Source organism: Cognatiluteimonas profundi, from assembly GCF_009792795.1.
Lineage (GTDB): Bacteria > Pseudomonadota > Gammaproteobacteria > Xanthomonadales > Xanthomonadaceae > Cognatiluteimonas > Cognatiluteimonas profundi.
The window spans coordinates 571,228-591,334 of record NZ_VKHQ01000004.1; the positions used below are offsets into that span (position 1 = coordinate 571,228).

At 69.0% G+C, this 20,107-nt stretch carries 18 protein-coding genes; 5 read left to right on the top strand and 13 right to left on the bottom strand.

Translation table 11 applies throughout. From position 1 onward, the window contains the following. Positions 1-21: 21 nt before the first annotated feature. From dapF to GST15_RS09215, 5 genes are all read right to left on the bottom strand, one after another. Positions 22-867 (bottom strand): diaminopimelate epimerase, encoded by an 846-nt coding sequence (gene dapF, locus GST15_RS09195; protein WP_159016942.1) that lies wholly within the window; start codon positions 865-867, stop codon positions 22-24. 3 nt (positions 868-870) lie between these two features. After that, complete coding sequence (lptM, locus tag GST15_RS09200) at positions 871-1,125, bottom strand: LPS translocon maturation chaperone LptM (protein ID WP_159016943.1); 255 nt, start codon at positions 1,123-1,125, stop codon at positions 871-873. A 20-nt stretch (positions 1,126-1,145) separates the two neighbouring features. Continuing rightward, positions 1,146-3,233, bottom strand: a complete 2,088-nt coding sequence (locus GST15_RS09205; RefSeq protein ID WP_159016944.1) for a S9 family peptidase — start codon at positions 3,231-3,233, stop codon at positions 1,146-1,148. 848 nt (positions 3,234-4,081) lie between these two features. Next, the gene (locus GST15_RS09210) at positions 4,082-6,211 is read right to left on the bottom strand and encodes a prolyl oligopeptidase family serine peptidase (protein ID WP_159017135.1); all 2,130 of its coding nucleotides are present in this window, start codon (positions 6,209-6,211) and stop codon (positions 4,082-4,084) included. 107 nt (positions 6,212-6,318) lie between these two features. Further along, entirely contained in the window at positions 6,319-6,627 is a 309-nt protein-coding gene (locus GST15_RS09215) for a hypothetical protein (protein WP_159016945.1), read from the bottom strand. Positions 6,628-6,765: 138 nt separating this feature from the next. On the opposite strand from GST15_RS09215, the gene GST15_RS09220 reads away from it, so the two are divergent. Continuing rightward, positions 6,766-7,335, top strand: coding sequence for a lipocalin family protein (locus GST15_RS09220; protein WP_233263123.1), 570 nt, complete (start codon positions 6,766-6,768; stop codon positions 7,333-7,335). Positions 7,336-7,342: 7 nt separating this feature from the next. On the opposite strand, the gene GST15_RS09225 is transcribed toward GST15_RS09220, so the two are convergent. Then, positions 7,343-8,257, bottom strand: a complete 915-nt coding sequence (locus tag GST15_RS09225; RefSeq protein WP_159016947.1) for a patatin-like phospholipase family protein — start codon at positions 8,255-8,257, stop codon at positions 7,343-7,345. Further along, positions 8,254-9,222 carry a helix-turn-helix transcriptional regulator gene (locus GST15_RS09230; protein WP_159016948.1) on the bottom strand — a complete coding sequence of 323 codons (969 nt, stop codon included), beginning with the start codon at positions 9,220-9,222 and terminating at the stop codon, positions 8,254-8,256. Before GST15_RS09230 ends, GST15_RS09225 begins: the two co-directional genes overlap by 4 nt. Positions 9,223-9,316: 94 nt before the next feature. Here GST15_RS09230 and GST15_RS09235 point away from each other — a divergent pair, with 94 nt between their 5' ends. From GST15_RS09235 to GST15_RS09250, 4 genes are all read left to right on the top strand, one after another. Continuing rightward, the gene (locus GST15_RS09235) at positions 9,317-10,021 is read left to right on the top strand and encodes a LolA-like protein (protein WP_159016949.1); all 705 of its coding nucleotides are present in this window, start codon (positions 9,317-9,319) and stop codon (positions 10,019-10,021) included. Positions 10,022-10,145: 124 nt separating this feature from the next. Beyond that, the gene (locus GST15_RS09240; protein WP_159016950.1) at positions 10,146-13,037 is read left to right on the top strand and encodes a molybdopterin oxidoreductase family protein; all 2,892 of its coding nucleotides are present in this window, start codon (positions 10,146-10,148) and stop codon (positions 13,035-13,037) included. After that, a complete protein-coding gene (locus GST15_RS09245; RefSeq protein WP_159016951.1) occupies positions 13,034-13,789 on the top strand; it encodes a 4Fe-4S dicluster domain-containing protein in 756 nt (251 codons plus the stop codon). The genes GST15_RS09240 and GST15_RS09245 overlap by 4 nt, the downstream gene beginning before the upstream one ends. 205 nt (positions 13,790-13,994) lie before the next feature. Then, entirely contained in the window at positions 13,995-14,933 is a 939-nt protein-coding gene (locus GST15_RS09250; RefSeq protein WP_159016952.1) for a dimethyl sulfoxide reductase anchor subunit family protein, read from the top strand. A 52-nt stretch (positions 14,934-14,985) separates the two neighbouring features. Here the strand turns inward: GST15_RS09250 and hemC are convergent, their stop codons facing one another. The 6 genes from hemC to GST15_RS09280 all read right to left on the bottom strand — a co-directional run bounded on the left by hemC (position 14,986) and on the right by GST15_RS09280 (position 20,050). Then, positions 14,986-15,930 (bottom strand): hydroxymethylbilane synthase, encoded by a 945-nt coding sequence (hemC, locus tag GST15_RS09255; RefSeq protein WP_159016953.1) that lies wholly within the window; start codon positions 15,928-15,930, stop codon positions 14,986-14,988. Between the two features lie 82 nt (positions 15,931-16,012). Continuing rightward, positions 16,013-16,738 (bottom strand): LytR/AlgR family response regulator transcription factor, encoded by a 726-nt coding sequence (locus tag GST15_RS09260; RefSeq protein ID WP_159016954.1) that lies wholly within the window; start codon positions 16,736-16,738, stop codon positions 16,013-16,015. A 42-nt stretch (positions 16,739-16,780) separates the two neighbouring features. After that, positions 16,781-17,845, bottom strand: a complete 1,065-nt coding sequence (locus GST15_RS09265) for a sensor histidine kinase (protein WP_159016955.1) — start codon at positions 17,843-17,845, stop codon at positions 16,781-16,783. Between the two features lie 6 nt (positions 17,846-17,851). Beyond that, on the bottom strand, positions 17,852-18,541 hold the full coding sequence (locus tag GST15_RS09270; RefSeq protein WP_159016956.1) for an alpha/beta hydrolase: 690 nt from the start codon (positions 18,539-18,541) through the stop codon (positions 17,852-17,854). A gap of 33 nt (positions 18,542-18,574) precedes the next feature. Next, a complete protein-coding gene (locus GST15_RS09275) occupies positions 18,575-19,243 on the bottom strand; it encodes a helix-turn-helix transcriptional regulator (protein ID WP_159016957.1) in 669 nt (222 codons plus the stop codon). Positions 19,244-19,330: 87 nt separating this feature from the next. Further along, on the bottom strand, positions 19,331-20,050 hold the full coding sequence (locus GST15_RS09280; protein WP_159016958.1) for a hypothetical protein: 720 nt from the start codon (positions 20,048-20,050) through the stop codon (positions 19,331-19,333). Positions 20,051-20,107 lie beyond the last annotated feature (57 nt).

Genomic DNA, 20,107 nt, shown 5'->3' on the forward strand with positions numbered 1-20,107 from the left:
CCGGCCTCGCGTGCAATGGATTCATGCGGGAAATTCCCCTTCGTAGACGAATGCGGCCGGTCCGGCCATTGTGATCGGCGCCCGTGCGTCGCGCCAGCCGACCTGCAGCGTGCCGCCTGGCAAATCGACGGCGACGTCGCGATCCACACGGCCACGACGCACGAGGATCGCGACCGCGGCGCAGGCGCCACTGCCGCAGGCCAGCGTCTCGCCGGCGCCGCGCTCGAACACGCGCAGGCGGATGCGGTCGCGCGCGACGACCTGCGCGAAGCCGACGTTCACCGATTGCGGGAACGCGGCGTGCGCCTGCAGCGTCGGACCGAGCGTGGCCAGCGGCGCCGTCGCGATGTCGGCGACCTCGACCAGCACGTGCGGATTACCCATCGACACCGCGCCGAATTCCACGCGCGTGGCGCCGATGTCGAGTGTGTAGGCGTCCTGTTCGCGCTCGAAGCCCAGCAGCGGCAGTGCCCGCGGCGCGAAGTCCGGCACGCCCATCGCGATGCGGAAGCCGGCGTCGCCGATGCGTTCGACCGCATGCGTGCCCGATGGGCTGTCGAGCAGGAAGCGGTCGCCGGCGACGGCGCCATCGCGCACCAGCCAGGCCGCGATGCAGCGCGCGCCATTGCCGCATTGGCCGGCGGCACTGCCGTCGGCATTCCAGATGCGGTAACTGGCGACGGCCTGTGCGCTGCGCGCCGGCTCGATCGTCAGGATCTGGTCGCAGCCGACGCCGGTGTGGCGGTCGGCGAGGACGCGGCTGCAGTCGGGCGTGGGTGGCGATTGGCCGTCGCGCAGGTCCAGCACGACGAAGTCGTTGCCGGCGCCATGCATCTTGCTGAAGCGCAGCGCGCGTGGCGCGGGCATCGGTCAGCCGTTGCCGCCGCCGGCGGGTGGAGACGCAGGCGGCACCGCGCCAGCCGGGTCGGCACTGGGCGGCGGCGTGGAATCGGCCGGCGGCAGGGTGTCGGTCGCCGGCGGCATGGGCACGGCCGTGGACGTGGCCGGCGCCGGGACGGCCTCGGCCTGCGGCTGCGATGGATGCACCAGCGGACCCTTGTTGCCGCAGGCGGCAAGGCAGGCCAGCAGCGCGGCGGCGGTGACGATGCGGGTGATGGCGGTCATCGGCCGAGTATAGCGGCCGCTCATCGCGACGGCGCGCTGGTGACGGCGAGCTGGTCGAGCAGGAACGCGTACATCTCGGCGAGTTCGCGATAGCGGCGGAAGCGTCCGGACTTGCCGCCATGGCCGGCATCCATGTTGGTGCGCAGCAGCACCGGATGCGGCGAGGTGGCCACGTCGCGCAGGCGCGCCACGTACTTGGCCGGCTCCCAGTACTGCACCTGCGAGTCCCACAGCCCGGTGCCGATGAACATCGCCGGGTAGTCGCGTGCCGCCAGGTTGTCGTAAGGCGAGTACGACAGCATGTAGTCGTAGAACGCGCGCTGCTCCGGGTTGCCCCATTCGTCGTATTCGTTGGTGGTCAGCGGGATGCTGGCATCGAGCATGGTGGTGACGACATCCACGAACGGCACCTGCGACAGCAGCGCGCGATAGCGCTCGGGCGCCATGTTCGCGATCGCGCCCATCAGCAGTCCGCCGGCGCTGCCGCCGTAGGCAGCGACGCGGTCGGCGGCCGCATAACCCTGCTGCACCAGGAAGCCGGTGACATCGATGAAGTCAGTGAAGGTGTTCTTCTTGCGCAGCAGCTTGCCGTCGTCGTACCAGGCGCGGCCCATTTCCTCGCCGCCGCGGATATGCGCGATGGCATAGACCATGCCGCGATCCAGCAGGCTGACCACCGGCAGGTTGAAGGCCGGGTCGGTCGAATGGCCATAGCTGCCGTAGGCGTATTGCAGCAGCGCGGCGGTGCCGTCCTTCTCGAATCCCTTGCGGTAGACCACCGACACCGGAACCCGCACGCCGTCGCGCGCCGTCGCCCACAGCCGCTCGGTGACGTAGCGCGCCGGGTCGTAGCCGATCACCGGCTGGCGCTTGAGCAGGCGGCGCTCGCCGGTGCGGGTGTCGAGCTCGTAGGTGGTGGCAGGCGTGGTGAGCGAGGTGTAGCTGTAGCGCAACAACGCCGTGTCGGGCTCGGCATTGATGTCCAGGCCCATCGCGTACGCAGGCTCGTCGGCGCCGACGAATTCCCCGGCGCTCGCGTCGTCGCCCACGCGCAGCAGCCGCAGGCGTTCCAGTCCGCCCGAGCGCTCGGCGATGGCGGTGAATCCGTCGAACAACTCATAGCCGTCGACGTAGACGTCGTCGCGATGCGGCACCCACTCCTGCCACTGCGCGCGCGTGCTGGCATCCGAGGCCGCCGTGACCAGCTTGAAGTTGGTCGCACCGCCAGCGTTGGTGCGGATGACCCAGCGGTCGTGCAGATGGTCGGCCTGGTATTCGACGTCGCGCGCGCGTGGCGCCAGCACGCGGAACTCTCGTGGGTCCGCCGCCGGGGCATAGCGCACTTCGCTGGACACCGTGCTCTCGACGCTGATGCAGATGTAGCGGTCGTCGCGACTGCGGTCGATGCCCATGTAGAAGCTGTCGTCGCGCTCCTCGTAGACCAGCGTGTCGCTGCCGGACGGCGTGCCCAGCACGTGCTTTTTCACGCGCACCGTCAGCAGCGTGAGCGGGTCGTTCTCGACATGGAAGATCGTGCGGTTGTCGTCGGCCCAGATGATGTTGGCCGAGACGCCGGTGATCGTGTCCGGATGGTCCCTGCCGCTGGCCAGGTCGCGGAAGCGGACCGTGTACTGGCGGCGGCCGACGTCGTCCTCGGCCCACGCCAACTGCATGTTGTCCTGGCTGACGGCGTAGTCGCCGACGCTGAAATACTCCTTGCCGCGCGCCATGGCATTGACGTCCAGCAGGATTTCCTCGGCGGCATCCATGCTGCCCTTGCGACGCGCGTGGATCGGGTAGTCCTGGCCGGTCTCGAAGCGCGTGTAGTACCAGTAACCGCGCTCGCGATACGGCACCGAGCTGTCGTCCTGCTTGATGCGGCCGACGATCTCCTCGTACAACGCCTCCTGCAGCGGCTTGAGCGGCGCCATCAGCGCATCGGCGTGGGCGTTCTCGGCCTGCAGGTAGGCCAGCATCTCCGGTTGCGTGCGGGTGTCGTCGCGCAGCCAGTAGTACTCGTCCTCGCGCGTCGCACCGAACGGCGCACGCACGACGTGCGGTTTCTTCTCGACATCCGGAGGCAGGCGGTCGGACGGGATCAGGCTCATGGGGCGCAACCGGTTGGCAGTGGGGGTGTCACGCAGGCAGGCATCGTGGGTGACGGTGTCAGCTTAGCGGGTGGCTGGTGATTGGGGAAAGCCGGTTGGGTTTGATGTTGCCTGCGGCGCTTTAAACGCTTTCGCCGTTGGCGAGTTACTTTTCTTTGCAGGCGCCCAAAGAAAAGTAACCAAAAGAAAGGGCGCTTTCCCGATCAGAGCTAACTTTATCTGTCGGAGGCAGTGGCGATTTTCCGACTCGCCATCCTGGCTCGGTCGGAAAACGGCGCACATCCATGTGCGCCGCCCTCCGGGTGGGCGCAGTTGTCGGTGCGATTGGCATCTCTAGCAGCCAGAGCAGGAATGCTGGTGTCCGGGCACCTCGCCGCTGGCGTCGACAACACACTGGCTACTGCAGGAGCTGCTTGAGCTGCGACGGCGATCCGCCCGGTTGCGGCCTCCATGAACATCGAGTCATACGGTCGCAGCTGACGCAGCTCCTACGAAGAGCTCGCACATCGGCCAAACCAGGCAACGTCGCATATGCGTCTCCGTTGCCGGCTTTGACGCCTTTGACGCTAAAGATGGGTGGGCACTGCTGCACTCCGCAGACCCGGAGGGCGGCGCGCAGGACGCGCGCCGAGCACTCATATAGGTGCGCCGACCGAGCCAGGATGGCGAGTCGGAAAATCACGACTGCCTCCGCCAAGTGAAGTGAGCCCTGATCGGGAAAGCGCCCTTTCTTTTGGTTACTTTTCTTTGGGCGCTTGCAAAGAAAAGTAACTCGCCAACGGCGAAAGCGTTTAACAGCGCCGCAGGCAACAGCCCCCGCACGGAGAAAGAAAGATGAGTTGAATCGCCTACTTCAACTCCTTCCACAAAAACGCATACGTCAACGCCCACACATGCGCCGCCTGCTGGTTGGTGGCGCCGGCGCCATGTCCGCCTTCGGTGTTCTCGAAATAGCGCACGTCCTTGCCGGCGGCCAGCATCTTCGCCGCCATCTTGCGCGCATGCGCGGGATGCACGCGGTCGTCGCGCGTCGTCGTCCACAGGAAAGTCGGCGGATAGTCTCGCGCGGGGTCGAACAACTGGTAGGGCGAGAACGTGCGGATGTAATCCCAGTCGGCGGTATCCGGATCGCCGTATTCGGCCATCCACGAGGCGCCGGCGAGCAGGTGGCTGTAGCGCTTCATGTCCAGCAGCGGCACCTGCACGACGACGGCGCCGAACAGTTGCGGGTATTGCGTGAGCATGTTGCCGACCAGCAGGCCGCCGTTGCTGCCGCCCATGATGCCCAGGTGCGCGGGCGAGGTGATCCTGCGCGCGACCAGGTCCTGCGCGACCGCGGCGAAGTCCTCGTAGGCCTTGTGCCGGTTCTGCTTCAACGCGGCCTGGTGCCAGCGCGGGCCGTATTCGCCACCGCCGCGGATGTTGGCGACCGCGTACACGCCGCCGCCGCCGTGATCGGTCTGTTCCAGCCAGCCCTTGCCGACGGTTCCCGAATATCCCGGCGTCAGCGAGACTTCGAATCCGCCATAACCGTAGAGCAGCGTCGGCGCCGTGCCGTCCAGCGCGAGATCCTTCGGCCGCACCAGGAAGTATGGCACCCTGGTGCCGTCCCTGGACACCGCGAAGTGCTGTTCGATCACGTCGCGCGATGCGTCGAAGAACGTCGGCATCGTCTTCAGCACTTCCGGCGCCTGGCCGTGCGTGCCGGCCGACAGTTCGGCCAGGGCCAGCGTGCTGGGTGTCAGGTAGTCGGTCGCGGCCAGCCAGACCGCATCGCTGTCGTCGGCATCGACCGCGCGCACGCCGAGCGTGCCGAATGCCGGCGCGCCGACGAAGGCGCTGCGCGTCCAGCCGTCCGCGCCCGGCGTCAGTACCGAGAGCCGGTTCTTGACGTCGTCCAGCACGTTCAGCACGAGGTGGTGCCGCGTCCAGGTGACGCTCTCCAGCGAGGTCGACGCACTCGGCTCGAACAGCACCTCGACCGCGCGCCTGCCGGCCATGAAATCGTCGAAGCGCGCGACGAGCAGCGAGCCGGCGGCGTAGGTCCTGTCGTCGAGCGTCCACGGATCGCGCAGCTGCAGCGTCAGCCATTCGCGGTGCACGGCCTTGATCACCGAATCCGGCACGTCGACCTTGGCCAGGATGCCGTCCTTGCCGCGCAGGTAGAGCTCGTCGCTGTAGAAATCCAGCGCGCGGCTGACGAAGTCGCGCTCGAACCCCGGCGTCGTGTCGTGGATCGCGCTGATCGCCAGGTCCGATGGCTTGCCGGCGTAGACCAGGCTCGCTGAGGACATGGGCGTGCCGCGTCGCCACTGCTTGGCGATGCGCGGATAGCCGGAGGCCGTCATCGCACTCGTGCCGTCAGCATCCGGGCCGAAGTCGGTGCCGACGTACACGCTGTCCTTGTCGATCCAGCCCAGCGAGCCCTTGGCCTCGGGGCGGAAGAAACCGTCCTTCACCCACTGCTTGCTGGTGAGGTCGAACTCGCGGGTGACATCCGCATCGCTGCCGCCGCGCGACAGCGCGACCAGGCAGCGCGCGTACGCCGGCTTCAGGCAGTCGGCGCCATGCCAGACCCATTTCTCGCCCTCGGCGGCGCCGAGCGCGTCCAGGTCGATCACGGTCTCCCACTGCGGCTGCGGCTTGCGGTATTCGTCCAGCGTCGTGCGTCGCCAGAGGCCGCGCTCGTGGTCGGCGTCCTTCCAGAAGTTGTAGTAGTACGCGCCGATCTTGTCGACGTCGGGGATCTTCTCGCGCGAATCCAGGATCGCGCGCAGGCTCGCCTCGGATTGCGCGAAGGCGGGCGTGCCGGCGAGTTCGGCATCGGTGCGCGCGTTCTGCGCGTGCACCCACTCCAATGGTTTTGCGCCGGTGACATCCTCCAGCCAGGCATGGGGATCGTTGCTGTTCGCGGGCATGGTGTCCTTGGGCTGGGGCAGGGCCGCGGCTGCACCGCAGGCGATCGACAGGCCCAGCATCAGGGCGGGCAGGCGACGGAGTCGATCGGGTGCTGGCACCGGCAGCTCACATTGTCGTGGTCGCCGCAAACGCTAGCACGCGCCTCGCCCAGTCGCCCGCCTTGGGCCTATGCGGCGCGCGCCAGGCGGCCGGCCTCGCGATTGCCGCCGTACCGACGTGCCTGCACCGTGCGACCGCGGCGTCGGCTCATTCCAGTCGCGGCTCGCGGCGGGCGCGGCAAGCGGAACCGGTGCAGCGACCACCAGCTCACCAGCGGCATGCCCAGCAACCACAACGGGATCGATCCGAACCAGACGCTGTCCCCGCGCGCCAGTGGAACGCAGAGCACGAGCACGCCGGCGACCAGGACGCTCCGACGCAACAGGTGCTCCAGGCGCGGATCCGGCGCACGGGTCGATTGATGGAAGACAGGCATGGCGGTCACTCCCGGGTCATGATGTGCCGCCAGAATGGCCGTCGGGTTTCTCATGGGCTGCGATTGCCACCAGGCCCGCGCGTTGACACCATCTTCGCCTGCTGTCGACACATGCTTCCGGACCTGAATGGAGTCAACGTGGCCAATTCCCGCAACCTGTCGCTGCTCGCCCTGCTGATGCTGTGCACCCTCGCCGGCTGCGCGTCGGCGCCACCGGTCGCAACGGGCCCAGACCTGCCGCTGCAATCGGTGATGGGCACGTGGTACGTGATCGGGCACGTGCCCTACTTCACCGAGCGCGGGCATGTCTGGTCGCACGACGACTACGCGCTGCGGCCGGACGGCAGGATCTCCGTGCATTACACCTACCGCACCGGTTTCCACGCGCCGGTCAAGACGCTGGAGGCGGTGGCCACGGTGATCCCGGGAACCGGCAATCGCGACTGGCGCCTGCGCTTCTACCGCGTGGTGCCGGCGACCCAGCGCATCCTCGAGGTCGCCCCCGATGGCGCGTGGATGCTGGTGACCACGCCCAAGCGCGACCTGGCCTGGATCTTCGCGCGCAGTCCGGCCATGGACGACAGCACCTACCAGGGCTTGCTGCGCAAGCTGTCCGGATATGGCGTCAATCGCGACCGGTTGTGGCGCGTGCCGCAATCGCCCGACCAGGTCGGCGCGCTGGGCTTCGAGCGGCCCAACGACGAGTGATGCCGGCTCAGTAGCCGGCGGCGTCCAGCGCTTTTTCGGCCTGCATGCGCCCGATGTCGATCAGTTCGGCGGCGCGCCAGAATTCGTAGAACAGGCAGGCATCGCGCGGGATGCGGATGACCATCTCGGGCGGATCCAGCGCCATCTGCACGCGCGCGATCTGCGCCTGCATCGTGTCCAGCGCGCGCGCCATCATCTCGCTCAGGCCGATGCCGTGATCGGGCGCATCGCCGTTTCCCAGCGTGCGCTCGAACCAGTCGCCGACGCGGTCGCCGACGGACTCACCGCCGCTGTCCTCGCCGTTGGCGCGCGCCGGCTCACCCGGTGGTCGCTGCGGCCAGCCGTGCATGTCCACGGCGATCAGCCGATGCGCATCGGACAGGCGCGTGGCGGCGATGGGCAGCGGCGCCAGCAGGCCGCCGTCGACGAGCTCGCGGCCATGCACCGCGTGCGGGGTGAACAGGCCGGGGATCGCGAACGATGCGCGGATGGCATCCCACAACGGCCCGCGTTGCAGCCAGACCTCGCGCTGGCGTTGCAGGTCGACCGCGACCGCGGTGAACCGGATCGGCAGCGATTCGATGTGCGGGTTGCCAACGAGCTCGCGCATGCTGTGCACCAGCCGGTTGCCGCTGAACAAGCCGGCACGCCCCAGCACCGGGTCGAGCAGGCGCAGGAAATGCCGTCGCTGCATCCGCACCAGCTGCTCGCGGAACTCCGGCAGCTTGCCGGCCGCGTAGATGCCGCCGACCAGCGCGCCGCTGGATGAACCGGCCACGGTGGTGATCTCCAGCCCGCGTGCCTCGAGCGCCTCGATCACGCCGATCTGCGCCCATCCACGCGCGCCGCCGGCACCCAGCACCAGCGCCACCTTCTCGCCGGCATGCGGCGCTGGCGCGATGCCGCCGACGTCGGTGGTCATCGGTCGTAGTGGCTCAACGCCAGCGACAGCAGCGAGCGCGCCTGCTCGCGCAGCGACGGCGGTTCGACGATCTCGGCATCGCTGCCGTAATGCAGCACGTCCATCAACAGTTCGCGGGCCGCGCTGTACGGCACCTTCAGCTCATAGCGGCCATCGGGCAGGAAGCGCCCCTGCTGCTGCGAGTGCCAATGCTCGTCGGCGACCCAGCGCGCCGACTTGGCGCTGAAGACGATCGTCGCCCAGCCCTTGGGCGGGCCGGAAAAAATGCCGTAGCTGCCGGACAGGTGGGTGTCGAGCTCGGACTCTGCGATGTCGCGCGCCGGCGCATCGAGCACGCGCGCGGCGCTGATGCGGTCGACGGAAAAGCTGCGCAGCGCCTCGCGGTCGTGGTCCCAGGCATCCAGGTACCAGTTGTCGCGGTAATGGGTGACCCGCTGCGGCGACACCGTGCGCCGGGTGCGCTCGTCGGTGGAGCGCGCGCGGTACTCGAAGGCGAGCTGCCTGCGCTCGAGCACGGCCGAGCACACCGCGCGGAATGCATGCTCGTCCATGCGCCGCAGGCGATGCGGGATGACGCGCACGCGCTCCACCGGCCAGCGCTTGCCGGTCGAATGCTCGTCGAGCAGCTTCTCGATGCGCTGCTGCAATGGCGCCAGCGCGCTGGAGAGCATGCCTTCGCTGCTGCGCGACAACAGTTGCTGGGTCGCCAGCAGCGCATGCAGCTCTTCCGAGTTGAGCCACAGGCCGGGCAGCTCGAAGCGATCGCCTTCGCTGGCGTCGTAGCGGAAGCCCGCCTCGCCATCGCCGACGACCGGCGCCATCAGCGCGTCGCGCAGGAAGGCCAGGTCGCGATAGACCGTGGCGCGCGAACACCCCAGTTCTTCCTGCAGGCGCGGCACCGTCACCGGATAGCGCGCGGACTTCAGGGTGCGGTGCAGGGCGAGAATGCGTTCGTAACGGTCCATGCGGGCGATTATGGCGCGTCCGCGCAAGCTCCGTGTCCGGTTCCGGTGCCCGCGCCGCGTTGGTATCCGGCATCGACCGCCATCGGAGCCGTGCATGATCAGCCGCGCCCTCACGCTCTCTCTGATCGCCGCCTGTGCGCTGGCGGCCTGCAAACCGGCGACGCCGCCGGCCAGCGACGCCACCGGCGCCTCGCCCGCTGCGCCATCGACTGCACCGTCCGCTGCACCGCCGGCAGGCAAGCCATCGACGCTGGCGCGGATCGCGGGGGACCTCAATCCACTGCCCGATCCCAGGGATGCGATCAAGGCCTCGATGGACCGCTTCGTGGCCGTGCGCAGCTATCACGCCACGATGGACTTCGAAGGCGGTCCGGGCGGCATGATGGGCCGCCACGAGATCGACTTCGTCGCACCGGATCGCTTCCGGATGCAGACGCCGATGGGCACGCAGATCATCATCGGCGACACCATGTACATGCACGTGCAGGGCCGGACGATGAAAATGCCGATGCCCAAGGGCACGCTCACGCAATGGCGTGATCCGGCGAAGCTTGCGCAGAGCGAGGCCGGCATGACGGTGCAGGCGCAGGGAAGCGACACGATCGACGGGGCGCCAGCGCGCAAATACCTGGTGCACCACGAACAACCCCGGCCCACGGACGTGACGATGTGGCTCAATGGCGACGGCCTGCCGGTGCGGATCCAGGTCGCCAGCCTGATGCAGGGCAAGACCGTGACCAGCACGACCAATTACTCGCGCTTCAACGATCCGACGATCCAGGTCGAACCGCCGCAATAAGCGCACGCCAACCGGCACCACGAGCCGTCGCGTCGTCGTCGCGCCTGCACGGGCGTCGCGGGCTGCACGAAGATCGCCGACGCCATCCGTGTCTTTGCCCGGCGCGGCGCGGCACAATGCCCGCATGCGCGAACCCCAGCTCAACCTCTCGCCGTCGCCCGGCGACGAGGTCAGGACCACGACGTGCTACATGTGCGCCTGCCGCTGCGGCATCAAGGTGTGGCTGGCCGACGGCCGGATCCGCTACATCCAGGGCAATCCCGAACACCCGGTCAACCGCGGCGTGCTGTGCGCGAAGGGCGCGGCAGGGATCATGCAGCACTACTCGCCGGCGCGATTGAACAAGCCGATGCTGCGCGTGGGCGAGCGCGGCAGCGGCGAGTTCCGCGAGATCGAATGGGAGGACGCGCTGCAGCTGGCGACCGACTGGCTGGCGCCGGTGCGCGCGCGCAATCCGGACGAGCTCGCGTTCTTCACCGGACGCGACCAGTCGCAGGCGCTGACCGGCTGGTGGGCGCAGCAGTTCGGCACCATCAACTACGCCGCGCACGGTGGCTTCTGCTCGGTGAACATGGCCGCCGCCGGCCTCTACACGCTGGGCGGCAGCTTCTGGGAATTCGGCGAGCCGGACTGGGAGCACACGCGCTATCTGATGCTGTGGGGCGTGGCCGAAGACCACGATTCCAATCCGATCAAGCTCGGCCTGGGCAAGCTCAAGGCGCGCGGCGCCAAGGTCGTCGCGATCAACCCGGTGCGCAGTGGCTATGGCGCCATCGCCGATGAATGGATCGGCATCCGGCCCGGCACCGACGGCCTGTTCGCGTTCGCGCTGATCCACGAACTGCTGCGCCACGACCGCATCGACCTGGACTACCTGGTGCGTTACGCCAACGCGCACTGGCTGGTCGTGCGCAATCCCGGCGCAAGCGACGACGGCCTGTTCGCGCGCGATGCGGCGGGCCAGCCGCAATGCTGGGACAACGGTGCGGGTGCTGCATGCGACGCCGGCGCAGTCGACATCAACCCGGCGATCGTCGGCGAATTCACGTTGCCCGACGGCCGCAGCGCGGTGCCGGTGTTCCAGCTGGTCGCCGATCGCTATCTCGATCCACGGTATTCGCCCGACGCCGTCAGCGAACGCTGCGGCATTCCCGCCGACACCATCCGCCGCATCGCGCGCGAGCTGGCTGCCGCCGCATTCGACAGCAACGTCAGCCTGCCGATCGCGTGGACCGACAGCTGGGGACGCGAGCACGCCGAGATGGTCGGACGCCCGGTGTCCATGCACGCGATGCGCGGCATCAGCGCGCACAGCAACGGCTTCCACACCTGTCGCGCGCTGCACCTGCTGCAACTGTTGCTGGGCGCGGTCGACACGCCGGGGTCGTTCCGCTTCCAGCCGCCTTACCCCAAGCCGATTCCGCCGGGCAACCGTCCCGGGCGCGCGCGCGGGGACAACGGCGCGCTCGACGCCGGCCCGCTCGGTTTCGTGCATGGACCCGAGGACCTGCTGGTCGATGCCGACGGTGGCCCACGCCGCATCGACCATGCGTTCTCCTGGGCCTATCCGCTGGCCGCGCACGGCATGCTGCACACGGTGATCCGCAATGCGCACGCCGCCAATGCGCAGGCCGACGGCGCGCAACGCATCGACACGCTGCTGCTGTTCATGGCCAACATGAGCTGGAACTCCGCGATGAACCCGCGCGAGACGATGCACTGGCTCACCGACAAGGATGCCGACGGCGCGTATCGCATCCCGCACATCATCTACTCCGACGCCTACGCATCGGAGATGGTCGCGTATGCCGACCTCGTGTTGCCGGACACGACCTACCTGGAACGCTTCGACGCGCTGTCGTTGCTCGATCGTCCCATCACCGATGCCGACGGCGTCGCCGATGCGATCCGCCACCCGATCTTCGATCCCGCCACGCAGGCTGAGGGGCGCGACGTGCGCGGTTTCCAGTCGGCGCTGCTCGACCTGGGCGCGCGACTGGGACTGCCGGGGATGGTGCACGCGGACGGCTCGCCGCTGTACGCCGACTACGCCGATTACCTGGTGCGCCACGAACGCTCGCCGGGCGTCGGCACCCTCGCCGGCTGGCGCGGCGTCGACGGCAGCCAGTCCGGCAAGGGCGCGCCCAATCCGCGCCAACTCGACGCCTACATCGCCAACAACGGCTACTGGCGCGAGGAACTCCCCGCGCATGCGCGCTATTACAAGATGGCCAATCGCGGTTACCTGGAATGGGCCCGGCGATTCGGCTTCGTCGGCGGCACCGAGCCGATCGTGATGCAGCTGTATTCGGAGACGCTGCAGAAGTTCCGGCTGGCCGCCAACGGCCACGGTGCGGTGCAGCCGCCGGCCGAACACCGCACGCGCGTGGCGACCTATTTCGATCCGCTGCCGATCTGGTACGAGCCCTTCGAGGGCGAACAGACCGGTGCGGATGCGTTCCCGCTGAGCGCGGTGACGCAACGCCCGATGTTCATGTACCACGCCTGGGGTTCGCAGAACGCCTGGTCGCGACAGATCGCCACCCGCAACTGGCTCTACCTGCACCCGGATACCGGCATGCGCTTCGGCATCACGGACGAGGACTGGATCCACGTCACCTCGCACCACGGCAGCATCACCGTGCAGGCGAAGTTCGCCGCCAACGTGCAGCCCGACACCGTGTGGAGCTGGAATGCGATCGGCAAGCGCAAGCGTGCGTGGGCGCTGGCCAAGGACGCGCCCGAGGCGGGCAAGGGTTTCCTGCTCAACCACCTGATTTCCGACATCACCCCGCGCGGCGATTACGCCAATGCCGATCCGGTGACCGGGCAGGCGGCATGGTTCGATCTGCGCGTGTCCATCGGCAAGGCGACGGCGCCAGCCGGCGGCGAGAGCGCGCCGCAGTTCGCACCGCTGGCGTTCGCCACGGCCAAGGATTCGCCGCTGCGTTACGGCGCTGGCATGCGCAATCGCCAACACGCCAGCAAGGCGCGCCCGGACAGGAAGCGTCCATGACCAGCCTGCCGCCGCCATCGCGCAAGAAGCTCGGGCTGGTCATCGACCTGGACACCTGCGTCGGCTGCCACGCCTGCGCGGTCGGCTGCAAGGAGTGGAATGCCGGTGGCATCGCCGGCCCGCTGACCGACAGCGATCCCTACGGAAAGGAGCCCAGCGGCGTCTGGTTCAACCGCGTGCACAGCTACGAGCTGGAAGCGACCAGCGCCTGCGGCGGCGCGACGCCGGTGGCGGCACAACCGGCACAGACCCTGCATTTCCCACGTTCCTGCCTGCACTGCGAGACGCCGGCCTGCGTCACCGTGTGCCCGACCGGCGCCAGCTACAAGCGTGGCGAGGACGGCATCGTGCTGGTCGACGAGGACAAGTGCATCGGTTGCGGCCTGTGCGCGTGGGCCTGTCCCTACGGCGCGCGTGAGATGTCGCCGGTCGAAGGCGTCATGAAGAAATGCACGCTGTGCGTGGACCGCATCTACAACGAGAACCTGCCCGAAGCCGAGCGCGAACCCGCCTGCGTGCAGGTGTGCCCGACGCGCGCGCGGCACTTCGGCGACCTCGGCGATCCAGATTCGGCGGTGTCGAAGCTCGTCGCCGAGCGTGGTGGCGTCGCGCTGATGCCGGAACTGGGTTACCAGCCGGTCAACCGTTACCTGCCACCGCGAACGCGGCGAGTGGGCGGCGAGGAGGCGGTGGTCGAGACAGCGGACAATCCAGTGGCGCCGAGTTGGTTGACCCGGATCCTGCGTCGATGAACCATTCGGTGTCGGCGCAACGCCATGGCGCGCGGCGGCGCGGCGAAGAAGATCGCTTCGTTGGACTCCATTCGGCGCGGCGCGCGGCGGCGTGGCGAAGGGGATCGCATCGTTTGACTTCGGTCGGCGCGGCGGCGAAGGAGATCGCTTCGTTGGACTCCGTTCGGCGACATGCAGCGCCCTGCCGGGTTCCGGGTCGCACCGCATGAACCCCGCGCTGTCGGTCATCTTCTTCACCACGCTGTCCGGCGCCGGCTATGGCCTGCTCGCGTGGACGGCGCTGGCTGCGCTGCTGGGGCAACCCGCGCGGCCGCTGCTGGTGTCGCTCGCGGTGGCGCTGGCGCTGGTGAGCGCCGGCCTGCTGAGCTCGCTCGCGCACCTGGGCAAGCCGCGGCGTGCGTGGCGTGCATTGTCGCAATGGCGCACGTCATGGCTGTCGCGCGAAGGCGTGGCATCGCTGCTGACCTACGTGCCGGCGCTGCTGCTGGCGGTCGCCTTGCTGCCCGGCATGATCAGCGCGGACGCCAGCGGCAGCGTGGTCGCACTCAACCTGGTGGGACGGCTGGTCGCACTGGCATTGATCGCGAGCGCGCTGGCCACGGTGGCCTGCACCGCAATGATCTACGCCTGCCTCAAGCCGATACCGGCCTGGCGCCATCGCCTGGTGGTGCCGATGTACCTGCTGTTCGCGCTGTTGTGCGGCGGATTGAGCGCGCTCGCCCTGCTGCATGCGCCGACTCGCACGCCTTGGCTGATGCTCGCCGGACTCGGGGCGATCGGCCTGGCAACCTGCAAATGGCTCTACTGGCGCGACATCGATCGCACGGCGCTGCCGGCAACGCGCGGCGACGCGGTGGGTCTGCCGGCGCGCACGGTCACGGTGTTCGAGCGACCGCATACCGAAGCCAATTACCTGACCCGCGAAATGGCGTTCGTGCTGGCACGCCGGCAGGCAACGCCCTTGCGCTGGCTCGCCACGGTGTTGTTCGCGCTGTTGCCGATCGCCTGCCTGCTGTTCGTCTGGTTCAACGGCGGCGGTGCGGCCTGGTTCGCTGCCGCCGCGGTGTCGTCGATGGGCGGCGCCTTCGTCGAACGCTGGCTGTTCTTCGCCCAGGCCCGGCACCTGGTCACGCTGTATTACTGACACGCTCCGTCGCGTGCGCAGTTGCGCAGTTGCGCAGTTGCGCAGGCGTTGCTCAGGACAGATAGGGGCCGGTATCGGCTTCGGCGGCAACCAGCAGCATCTCGCGCGCGCCCAGGGCCAGCAGCTGTGCGGCGACATCGCGGCCCAGTGCCGCAGGTGCGTCGCGCTGTCCGGTTGCCTCGGCGCGCACGCAGCGACCATCGGCGGCGTCGCCGACCAGGCCGGCCAGATGCAGCTTGTCGCCATCGAGTCGCGCATAGGCCGCGACCGGGACATGACAGCTGCCATGCAGGGCGCGGTTCATGGCGCGCTCGGCGTCCACGCAGATACGGGTGGATGCATCGTCCAGCGCACTGCACAGGCCTTGCACCACGCCATCGTCGTCGCGGCATTCGATCGCGATGGCGCCCTGCGACGGCGCCGGCAACCAGTCCGGCGCCTGCAGGCGCGCGCGGATGCGCGGGCCCAGGCCCAGGCGTTCGAGCCCGGCACAGGCCAGCACGATCGCCTCGTAGCCGCCGTCATCGAGCTTCTGCAGGCGCGTGTTGACGTTGCCGCGCAGGTCGAGCAGCTGCAGGTCCGGCCGCCGCGCACGCAGTTGCGCCTGGCGCCGCAACGATGACGTGCCGACGCGCGCGCCCTGCGGCAACGCCGCGATGTCGGCATGGCGACTGCTGACGAACGCGTCGGCGTAATCGGCGCGCGCGAGGATCGCCGGCAGGGTGAAGCCCGGTTCCAGCTCCATCGGCACGTCCTTGAGCGAATGCACGGCGCAATCGGCCTCGCCGCGCTGCATCGCCAGTTCGAGCTCCTTGAGGAACAGTCCCTTGCCGCCGATCGCCGCCAGCGAGCGGTCCAGCACTTCATCGCCGCGCGTGCTCATCGGCACCAGCTCGACGCGCAGGCCGGGGTGGGCCAGGCGCAGGCGTTCGGCGACATGCTCGCTCTGCCACAGGGCGAGCGGACTCTTGCGGGTGGCGATGCGCAGGCTGGGCATGCCGTGATTATCGCCGCTGCGACCTGCTGGATGCTTGCCCGGGGCCCGCGTGCGGTTGGCCGGGACGCGTGGCGGCGCGCCGTCACAGATGGCGGATGGTCTCGCGCAGGTGCGACACGCAGCGGCGGCTGACTTCCAGCGGTTGCTTGCCATGGCGCAGCACCGCCTGCACATGGCCATCGGGGGAGCGCTTGAGCTCGAGGATCTCGTGGCGCGCGACCAGGCAATTGCGATGGATGCGGACGAAGCGCTCCCCGAATTCGTCCTCCAGCGATTTCAGCGATTCCTCGATGAGGTCTTCGCCGCGCGCATGGTGGACGACGACGTATTTCTCTTCCGCCTGCAGGTAGTGCACGTCCTCCACCGGGATGAGTCGCAGGCTGCCGCGCATGCGCGCGCACAGGTGGGTGCGCTGGGCACCGCGGGCGGTGGTGGCCTGGCCACGTCCTGCGGCGAACGTGCGCACCCGGTCCAGGGCCGCGGCCAGGCGCTCCGGCCGCACCGGCTTGACCAGGTAGTCGATCGCCGCCGCATCGAAGGCCGACAACGCATGCGCGTCGAATGCGGTGCAGAACACCACTGCCGGCCGCGGCTCGAATGCGGCCAGGTGGCGAGCGGTCTCCAGGCCATCGATGCCGGGCATGACGATGTCGAGCAGGACCAGGTCCGGGCTCAGTTCGGCGCAGGCATGCAGCGCGGCATGGCCGTCGGCCGCCTCGGCGACCACGGTGACGCCGGGCTGCTCCTCCAGCAGCTCGCGCAGGCGCGCGCGTGCCAACGGCTCGTCGTCGACGATGACGACCTTCACGCGACACCCTGCGCGCGGCGCGGCGTCATCGGTGCGACCAGCTCATGGCTGCCGGCTCCATCGTGCGGACCTTTCGCCCTGGACGGGAATGGCGACTTCGCAGCGATAGTAGCCCTCGTGCCATTGCGACGTCATGCGCGCGCGCGGGCCGAAGGCATAGGCCAGGCGGTGCCCGATGCTGGTGGTGGCATGGCGCGCGCCGTTGCTGTCCTGGCCGCGTGGCGGCGGCGACGGATTGCCGACGATGATCCGCAGCAGGTCCTTGTCGGCAACGATGCCGATGTCGATGCAGCCGCCTTGCGGCAGGCGCGAGATGCCGTGCAGCACCGCATTCTCCAGCAGCGGCTGCAACATCAGTCGCGGCAACGGCAGCGCCCACGGCAGCGGCTCCGTTTTCTGCCATGCGACCTGCAGGCGGACACCCAGGCGCAGCGCCTCGATCGCCAGGTAGCGTTCGGCGAGTTCGACTTCCTCGCGCAGGCTGGAGTCCGATTCGCCCGCGCCCAGCGCGGCACGGAACAGATCGGACAGGTCCAGCACGGCGCGTTCGGCGACGACCGGATCGTGGCGGACCAGGCCGGCGATGGTGTTCATGCTGTTGAACAGGAAATGCGGCTTGATGCGCGCCTGCAAGGCGTCGGCCTCGGCGCGCGCGCTGGCGCGCACCTGCGCCTGCCAGCCATCGATCACGAACAGGTAGCGCAACACCACCGCGGTGATCAGCGCCGCGATCGCCGCGCTGCCGGAGGCGAACTGCAGCATGTGCACGCTGGCGGGGATCAGGTCGTAGCCGAGGCTGCGATCGAGCTGGTGCAGCATCGCCGCGCCCAGCAGCGCGATGAGCGCGGCGGACATCACCGCCGCCAGCGAGCCCAGCGCGAGCGGCAACCGCGACAGCTGCCGTCGCGAGGCACACAGCAGCACCGCGATCGTCAGTGCCAGCCACAGCGCGAAGCCACTGGCCGAGACGAAGCGCTGCGGATTCCAGGGCGCGCCGCCATCGGGTGCCAGCGCCAGCACCAGCACCACCAGTTCCGCCACGCCGAACATGGTCGCCAGTCGCGGCAGGCGACACAGGTCGGGAAGCCAGGGCTCAGCGGTGCGCATGCATCCCTAGCCGGCAGCGAGGCGTCGCGACAGCCAGTCGCCAAGGTCGCGGATTTCATCCGGACTCACGGCATGTGGAATCGGGTAGGAGTGCCAGTCGACGGTGAATCCGGCTTGCCGCAGCAACGCCGCGCTGTGCATGCCGGCGGCGTGCGGGATCACGGGATCCATCAGCCCATGCGCCATGAACACTGGTTGCATGGACGCGGTGGGTTCCGCGCTGCCGAGGCGATCGGACATCGGCAGGTAGGTCGACAGGGCGATCAACCCGGCCAGGGGCTGCTGGCGGCGCAAGGCGCACGCGAGCGTGATCGCGCCACCCTGGGAGAAGCCGGCCAGGATCACCCGCGATGCCGGGATGCCGCGCGTGGCCTGGTGCGCGATCAACGCGTCGACCTGCCCGATCGATTCGAGTACACCGTGCTCATCGGCGCGCGCGCTGCCGGCAGCGGTGAAGCCGGCGTCGCGGATGTCGTACCAGGCGCGCATGCGCATGCCGCCATTGATCGTGACCGCGCGCTGCGGGGCATGCGGGAACACGAAGCGCACGGCGGGCCAGTCGCGGCGGACGAGCTCGGGCACCATCGGGGCGAAGTCGTTGCCGTCCGCGCCCAGCCCGTGCAGCCACACCACGGCCCACGACGGGTCGGGTCCGGTTTCGTGTTCGATCGTCTGCAGCAGGTCGGGTGTGCTCATGCCGGCATTGTGGCGGCGACCACGACCCGGGCGTCAACTCCGGTCCGGCTCCCCGCGCCCGCGCGCAGGCTCGGCATCGATCCGGAACCGGCAGACGTGTCCGCCGCGCACGATGCATTCCATGTGGTGGATGCGGCGGCCGGTGGTCGCCTCCATGTAGGCCAGGTCGAACTTGCACACCTGCGGATGCTGGCGGGCGAGCGCGTGGAAGACGCAATTGAAGGCTTCGACCTGCCAGTCGTCGCCGTGGCGCGCCGGTACCGCCTCGTAGCCCAGGCCATCCAGGCGCTGCGCCAGCGCACGCGCCATGCCATCCGGACCATCGCCCGGTTGCAGCGCCGGTTGCGTCGCCGCGACGGTGGCGCCGAGGTCCTGCAACAGGCTGCCGACCTCCGCCTCGCCCATCCGGGTGTGCAGCTGCGCCAGCAATGCACCGGCGATCGCACCGTAGTTGCGCGGAAACAGTTCACGCCCGGCGCCGGTCAGCGCGAACCGTGCCTGCGGTCGCCCGCCCGTCGCGCGCGACTGCACGCGTTCGACGCAGCCATGGCCGAGCAAGGCCGTCAGGTGCTGGCGGACCGCGTTGTGGCTGACGTGCAGGCGCTCGCACAACTCCTCCACCGCGCAGCCGTCGGAGGCCTGCAGCAGCTGTCGCAACAGCCGCTGCTGGGTCTCGCCGAACCGGGCCAGGCCCTGCGCCATCGTCAGCTCCTCACAATCGTCTGGAAAAGCACGAGCCAAGCTCGCATGCGGAAGCTCTGGCGCGCGGCGGCGCGGCCGATGGTGTCGTCAGCCAGCATTTGCTCGGCGCGGAAACTGCTTGGCGATCGCGCCCGCCAGTGCATCGGCGATCGCATCCATGTGCGCCTGCATCGCCGTCCACGTGGCGGCTTCACCCACGGTGTCGCCAGCCATGATCTGCTGGATCTGCTGCGCATGATGCGCGCCGTGGGCGAGCAGCAATCCACGCACGGTGTCTTCGGGCAGGTTGGGATTGGCGCCGGCGAGGAACCTGGCGATCTCGCCGGCATTGGCGGCCAGGTCGGCCATCGCCTTGTCGGCGGCGGCGCTGTCGTTCTTGGCGCGCGCATCGGTCAGCGCCTTGACCGCGCCCCAGTGGCCACCGAGCAGTTCCAGCATCCGGTCGCCGCCGGCCTTGCCGTAGAAGCCCGCCACCACGCCGCTGATCTGTCTGGCGTTGGCGACGACGGCATCGGCGGCTTTGCGTGCCCCGGCAGCGTCCTTCGCATGCATGGCGAGGGCGTACTCGCGGGCGTGGACGATATGGCCGTGCCACAGATCGCGCAGCGCGGCCTGCAGTTTCGGCGCGGGGACGCTGGCGGCAACCGGTGCCGCGGCCGTGGTGTCGACTGGAGGCGGTACCGGAGCCGGCATCGTGGCGTCGGCGGCAGGTGCCTGCGCCATCGTGGCGTTGCTCGTGGGCTTGTTGCAGGCGGCCAGCACCAGCAACAAGGTGGCGAGGCCGATGGGCTTGATCGAGGGATGCATGGATGACTCCGTGGGCGTCGCGGGATGCGGCCAAGCCATCCTGCGCGCCCCAGTGTC

What these genes read in the sequence shown, in the direction of transcription:
- dapF (WP_159016942.1), bottom strand. Translation starts at nt 867, where the DNA reads ATGCCCGCGCCACGCGCGCTGCGCTTCAGCAAGATGCATGGCGCCGGC.
- lptM (WP_159016943.1), bottom strand. Translation starts at nt 1,125, where the DNA reads ATGACCGCCATCACCCGCATCGTCACCGCCGCCGCGCTGCTGGCCTGC.
- GST15_RS09205 (WP_159016944.1), bottom strand. Translation starts at nt 3,233, where the DNA reads ATGAGCCTGATCCCGTCCGACCGCCTGCCTCCGGATGTCGAGAAGAAA.
- GST15_RS09210 (WP_159017135.1), bottom strand. Translation starts at nt 6,211, where the DNA reads ATGCTGGGCCTGTCGATCGCCTGCGGTGCAGCCGCGGCCCTGCCCCAG.
- GST15_RS09215 (WP_159016945.1), bottom strand. Translation starts at nt 6,627, where the DNA reads ATGCCTGTCTTCCATCAATCGACCCGTGCGCCGGATCCGCGCCTGGAG.
- GST15_RS09225 (WP_159016947.1), bottom strand. Translation starts at nt 8,257, where the DNA reads ATGACCACCGACGTCGGCGGCATCGCGCCAGCGCCGCATGCCGGCGAG.
- GST15_RS09230 (WP_159016948.1), bottom strand. Translation starts at nt 9,222, where the DNA reads ATGGACCGTTACGAACGCATTCTCGCCCTGCACCGCACCCTGAAGTCC.
- GST15_RS09235 (WP_159016949.1), top strand. Translation starts at nt 9,317, where the DNA reads ATGATCAGCCGCGCCCTCACGCTCTCTCTGATCGCCGCCTGTGCGCTG.
- GST15_RS09240 (WP_159016950.1), top strand. Translation starts at nt 10,146, where the DNA reads ATGCGCGAACCCCAGCTCAACCTCTCGCCGTCGCCCGGCGACGAGGTC.
- GST15_RS09245 (WP_159016951.1), top strand. Translation starts at nt 13,034, where the DNA reads ATGACCAGCCTGCCGCCGCCATCGCGCAAGAAGCTCGGGCTGGTCATC.
- GST15_RS09250 (WP_159016952.1), top strand. Translation starts at nt 13,995, where the DNA reads ATGAACCCCGCGCTGTCGGTCATCTTCTTCACCACGCTGTCCGGCGCC.
- hemC (WP_159016953.1), bottom strand. Translation starts at nt 15,930, where the DNA reads ATGCCCAGCCTGCGCATCGCCACCCGCAAGAGTCCGCTCGCCCTGTGG.
- GST15_RS09265 (WP_159016955.1), bottom strand. Translation starts at nt 17,845, where the DNA reads ATGCGCACCGCTGAGCCCTGGCTTCCCGACCTGTGTCGCCTGCCGCGA.
- GST15_RS09270 (WP_159016956.1), bottom strand. Translation starts at nt 18,541, where the DNA reads ATGAGCACACCCGACCTGCTGCAGACGATCGAACACGAAACCGGACCC.
- GST15_RS09275 (WP_159016957.1), bottom strand. Translation starts at nt 19,243, where the DNA reads ATGGCGCAGGGCCTGGCCCGGTTCGGCGAGACCCAGCAGCGGCTGTTG.
- GST15_RS09280 (WP_159016958.1), bottom strand. Translation starts at nt 20,050, where the DNA reads ATGCATCCCTCGATCAAGCCCATCGGCCTCGCCACCTTGTTGCTGGTG.